The sequence below is a fragment of the Bullifex sp. genome (assembly GCF_034103065.1).
GTDB lineage: Bacteria > Spirochaetota > Spirochaetia > Sphaerochaetales > Sphaerochaetaceae > Bullifex.
Window position 1 is genome coordinate 1 of the sequence record NZ_JAXEGN010000216.1, and the last position, 6,004, is coordinate 6,004.

The 6,004-nt window shown below is 37.2% G+C and carries 5 protein-coding genes; all 5 read right to left on the bottom strand.

Annotated elements, in window-relative coordinates:
• Nucleotides 1-1,363 (bottom strand): sulfatase (locus SOY52_RS08385; protein WP_320848504.1); only part of this gene is annotated, 1,363 nt, incomplete at its 3' end.
• A gap of 3 nt (nt 1,364-1,366) precedes the next feature.
• A complete protein-coding gene (locus tag SOY52_RS08390; protein WP_320848505.1) occupies nt 1,367-2,533 on the bottom strand; it encodes a glycoside hydrolase family 88 protein in 1,167 nt (388 codons plus the stop codon).
• A 2-nt stretch (nt 2,534-2,535) separates the two neighbouring features.
• On the bottom strand, nt 2,536-3,903 hold the full coding sequence (locus SOY52_RS08395) for a sulfatase (RefSeq protein ID WP_320848506.1): 1,368 nt from the start codon (nt 3,901-3,903) through the stop codon (nt 2,536-2,538).
• Between the two features lie 50 nt (nt 3,904-3,953).
• Complete coding sequence (locus tag SOY52_RS08400) at nt 3,954-5,561, bottom strand: extracellular solute-binding protein (RefSeq protein WP_320848507.1); 1,608 nt, start codon at nt 5,559-5,561, stop codon at nt 3,954-3,956.
• 20 nt (nt 5,562-5,581) lie between these two features.
• Nucleotides 5,582-6,004 (bottom strand): ABC transporter permease subunit (locus SOY52_RS08405; RefSeq protein WP_320848508.1); only part of this gene is annotated, 423 nt, incomplete at its 5' end.

Genomic DNA, 6,004 nt, shown 5'->3' on the forward strand with positions numbered 1-6,004 from the left:
CGGTAGGACCTCTATGGTTTTGATATCCACATGAGTGACTTCTCCACCTTTTATCAGCCTTAACAGGAAGAGAATAGAATGGATCCTCACTATCCTTTATGTAGCTATCAAGTAAAGCTCTCATATTAGCTAACAGTTCTGGCTCATCCTTAGCAGCATTATGCTTTTCAAATGGGTCTCTATCTAAAAGATAAAGCTCTTCACCATCATCCTCTAAATATCTGATATATTTAACATTATCCTTTCTTATCATTCTTCCAGGTGAAATAGTGTATCCCCACTCTGTAAACCACTCTGAAGTAACATATTCACGTTTAGGAAGAGTATTTTTTGTCAATATTTGAGAAATATCAACACCATCAAGGCCATTAGGTCTTTCAATTCCTGCAAGAGAAAGTAGTGTTGGGAAAAGATCTAATGTTGAGCAGATTCCCTTAGCAATACCCCTACTCTTTACAAGCGCACCAGAAAAGATAAAAGGAACTCTAGTTACCTCTTCATATAACGTAACCTGCTTAGTTACACTTCCTCTTGCTGCCATGCTATCTCCATGGTCAGAAAGAAGAATATATGTAATATCACCCTTAATTTTACTGTTCTCAAGCCTATTAATTATCTCTCCGATATATCTATCAGCAACAGATAAATAGTAGTAATAGGCAGCAAGATACTCTCTAAAATTATCATCACTCCATCCAACTGTTTGTGCTTGTCTAACATGAGAGCAACAAAGATATTTTACAGGTGTGGGACGATTTATAATATCATCAAACTCATAGTTCTCTGGAAGCTGAGGAAGAGGTCCACTAAAAGGCTCATGTGGCCCTTTATTTTTTCCGACAAAGCCACAAATATTATGAGGATTAATAAAATCAACAACCATACAAAGTGGCTTATCATAGCTATAGGATGAAATAAATTTTAGTGTTTCATCTAAAGTATATTTATCTGCATAGGTGTCCATATTAAATGGAAATCTTTGATCTTCATCTGGAATTTTTGTCTCTTTTTCTTCTGAACACTCAAAGCCTCTTAATGCGCCACCATCATGTTTTTTACCAAAATGTACAGCCTTATAGCCCGCTTTCTTAAACTCCTCCCCTAGAGCTGGAAAGGAATCATCTAAAGGAGTGATAGGCCAATTTCTACCATTAGACCATACCCTATTTCTATGGCTGTATTGGCCAGACCAAAGCGCAGCACGAGATGGCTGACATAAAGGACAAGGAGAATAAGCTGCTTCAGCAGCAACTCCATTATCACAAAGCTTATCAATATTAGGAGTATATGAATCTTTCGATCCATATACCTTTAAAGCTCTCCAAGCGAGTTGATCAAGCTGAAAAATGACAAAGTTTTTCATATTCTACCAATAAGGCTCCCAATCCTTAGAAAGGCGAGCTAATGCTTCCATGTAGAAGTAATCGCCCCAAATGTTACATTCATCAACACCTCTATTTTTACATGGATTGTAAGGACTCTTTCTTGCATAAGTACCATGTAAGAGTTGTCCATTTGAAGTATATGGATCTTTTACAGCATAGTCGCTTGCTAAAACACCCATAAGACGCTTTGCATCTTCAATTAGTTTTTCACTCTCATCCTTCTCTGTATACTTAGCAACTTCAAGCATTCCACAAACAGCAATTGCAAGAGCAGATGTATCCTTTGGCTCTGTTGAAGGATATTTGAAATCAAAATCCCAATATGGAATAATATCCTCTGGAAGATTATCTAAGAAGAATGAAGAAACTCTTCTAAAGATATCAAGGTATTCAGGCTTTCTTAAATACTTATAAGCAAGAGCAGAACCATAAATGCCCCAAGCCTGACCACGAGCCCAAGCAGAACCATCTCTATAACCTTGGAATGTAACACCCTTTAAAGGTTCTCCAGTATTAATATCAAAGAAATATGTATGGTATGTTGAATTATCAGGTCTAACTACACACTTCATTGCAGTCTCTAGATGTCTATCTGCAACTCTCTTATAGCTTTCATCTCCTGTTTCCTCTGTTGCCCAATATAAAAGTGGGATATTAAGTAAACAGTCAATGATAAGACGATAGTTATCAGCAGCACCATAGTCTCCCCAAGCTTGGATAAAGCCACCTTTTTCCTGGAATCTTGACTTAAGATTATCTGCTGCAAGTAATGCAGCTTTTTTACCTTTTTCTGAGCCTGTTAGTTTATATGCAGCAACACATGATGGAGAGTATAAAAATCCCATATCATGGTGGTTAACATCTATTTTGTTAATAATTCTATTTAAGAAGGAATCAACTTGAATTAAAGCAGAATCCTTAAATCTTGTATTTCCAGAAAGCTCGTAAGCAAGCCAAATCTCACCAGTCCAGAAACCAGTTGTCCATTCAACATTCTCTGTTGCAGGATAAAATCCATTAACACTATGAGAATACTTAAACTTATAAGTATAGTCTTTTAATGAGCTCTCTGTTTGCTTAACAGCATAGCCAATAGCACTTTCTAAATTCTTACCTTCTAAAGGCTTTACACCATCATAAACTCTCACAATTACCTCCCCAAAAGAAAGTTATCATGACTCTTTTCTAACTCCTGTTTTAATAAAAGGTCATATTTGATAGCTTCTTCATCACACTTATCTAATTTTTTTCCATTTAATTGATATGGATCATTTATATTGTCAAAGATAAATCTCTTCTGTTCTTCACCTGGTGAAATACCATTATCAACAACATAGGTATATCTTTCATCTCTTATTGCACGCCAACCAAAGGCTCTATTATCAAGACCTTGTTCTAAGAATGGGTTAACTAGCTCTGGCATACCAGGAATCATTAAATGCTCAGAAAAACTTCGAACCTTTTGGCCTCCATTTATTGCAGCTAAATGACTCTTTCCTTCAACACTCTCAGGGCATGGAATTCCCATCATATCTAAGATAGTTGGCATATGGTCTTCACTTGTTAAAATTCCATCATAACTTTTTTTACCAATAGCTGAATCATGAATTACTAATGGAATTCTAACAGATTCTTCATAGTAAATATTCTTTCCATATAAACCATGAGAGCCCATGCAATCTCCATGATCGGCAGAAAGAACTACAATAGTATTATCATAAAGATTATTTTCCTTTAAATAATCAATTAATCTTTTAAACTGCTCATCAAGACCAGTAATAGCAGCATAGTACTCTCTCCACTTTAGTCTATACTCAGGATTATTTTTCATCTCCTCTGGTACATTTTCTCTAAATACAATGCTCTCTTCTGGGTACATATCTAAAAGTCTTTGAGGAACCTTATCATATGGAGGATGTGGAGGATTCCAAGAGATAAATAGAGAAAATGGTTTATCTTTTGGTCTTGATTCAAAGAATTCGATTGCTTTATCTGTCTCGTGCTCTGGAGACCATTTATCAATGGTAATCATTTCATCACTATCTTGCCAATAATGAGGCTGAGTATGATTATCATAAGCACCATAAGAGTACCAATAATCAATATTGTGTCTTCTTTCGCCCATTGGAGTATAAGCATCCCAATTAGCAGCTCCTGATTTTGGATGCTTTGAAAAATTCATTTCAGAGGAATCAAGATGCCACTTACCAATATAGCCATTGTAATAACCATTTTCATGAAGCACATCACTAATGGTAATTTCATTACTCTCAAGATGTATATGGTCACGAATTCCAATCTTACAATTAGTCCAAAATCCTAAATTTAGTGGATGCTTTCCTGTTAATAGAGCTGCCCGGTGTGGTGAGCACAATGGATAAGTGCTCACCGCCTGAGAGCAGAAAAGGGATGAAGCGGCAAAATCATCCATATAGGGGGTGTATACAGGATCCTCTTTTGAAAATCCATAGGCATGATAGCGCCACTGATCAGCAAAGACGTAAACTAGATTCTTCATTCCTTTTCTCCTTTCAGGGATGTGGGGGAAAGCCCCCACATCATTAATTATTATTTACCTGCGCTCATGTAGTAGTCATAAGCTTTCTGGTTGATAGCAATTGCTTCATCAATGCCTCTTGAATGGAGTTCACTAATGAACTTATCGTAATCAGCTTCAAAATCAGCTGTACCGATAATCCAGGACTGGAACTTCTCTTCAACATATGGCTTAATGTTATTCATGATTCTCTTATAGCGAGCTTCATCATCTGGCTGATACTTCATATCAAGTTCACCATCTGCATAAGGTGGCTGATCAGAAAGGAACCATTCTGGATGACCTTCATAGAGTTCACTTGCTGCGAAGCCCCACTTGTTCATACTTGCAAGCTCATAACCACCATCCTGGTTGAAACCTACACGATAGAGAGCACCAATTGATCTGAGGTAACCAACTACAGACTGTGAACCATGGAGAACTGAATCATAGAATTTCTTATTACCATTTTCATCAACATAGTATTCTTCACCTTCAATACCCCAGTTCATGAGAGCAGAACCTGCCTCTGAGAAGAGATAATCGAAGAACTTAATTACTGTTACAGGATCCTTACATGCTGAAGAAATACCCCAACCTACACCTGGGAATCTTTCTGTTCTTTCTTTTACAACACCATTCTGGTCAGCTGGTGGTGCAATAGCAATCATCTCAAGACCAGGAATTTCCTTTGCAAGCTTTACATTGTATTCACTTGTAGATACCCAGTCATGTGTACAACCACCGATGTTTGCAGCAAGGAGTACGTCACGGCTCTTATTACCACGAGTAAAGATTTCTGGATCTAAAATACCATCCTTATACCACTGGATAAGCTTTCTAACACCATATCTGAAGTTTTCTTCAAGAGGTTCGAATTCTACAACACCATTTCTTGTATAGAAGCCTGTTGAGCTATCAAAGAGGTAAAGATATTCTTCAGGCATCTTCCAACCAGCTCTATCAAAGAGAGGAATCTCATCCTTAACACCGTTACCGTTTGGGTCATTGTTTCTGAAAGCATACATAACCTTTTCGAACTCATCTACGGTTGTTGGAACTTCAAGACCAAGCTTTTGGAGCCAGTCATTTCTAATCCACCAATATTCAGCAGCCTTAAGACCTTGGTTCTTAGGAATGAAGTAGATGTTACCATCTGTTGAAGTTGCATACTGAGCAAACTTTGGATCTTCTTCCATCATCTTCTTAATGTTTGGTGCATATTCATCAATTAAATCATTAAGTGCGATAAGACCACCATCACGACCCAAACTTTCAAGATCTGCAGTTGAAACATAACCAATAACATCTGCAAGGTTACCTGATGAAAGCATAAGGTTATAAGCTTCAGTCTCATTTGAGTTTGATTGGCTAATTACACTCTTAAAACTTACATTTGTGTCAGCAGCAAGTTTCTTCCAAACCTTCCAGTTGCTGTCAAATGGCATATTGTTAAAGTTTAAGAAAATTGTGAATTCTTTTGGAGAATCTACAATTGGGAGATGGAAAGAACCATCTGGGTTGAGAGTTGGTGTGCTACTAGCAGTTGTTTTTGCTGCTGTAGTCTCACTCTGGCCACCTGCGAATACAGGAGTGCATAGAGCGAGGAGTGCGAGCATAATGATAATTGTCTTTTTCATAATAATATCCTCCTTTGATATTAACCTTTATTTGCGCCGATAGTTAAACCAGTCTTGAAGTACTTTTGTACAAATGGATAGACGATTGCCATCGGAATAATTGCGATAATAATAAGTGCATAAATTGTAGTTGTTTGGCTTGAAAGGGATGCTGAAGTAATGATTGCACTTTCCATTTCATTCTTTACCTTATCAACAAGGAGTTTCTTTAAAAGTACCTGTAGTGGAACTTTTGAATCATCTGTTAAAAGGTTCATAGGCCAGAAGTAACCATTCCATCTATTTACAGCGTAGAACAAACCAACAGTTGCTAAAGCAGGTTTTGATAGAGGTATGTAGATTTGAGAGAAAATTCTAAAATCACTAGCACCGTCAATGAATGCTGCCTCTTCAAGTGATTCCGGAACCTGTTCAAAGAAGCTCTTTAGAATAATCATATTGTA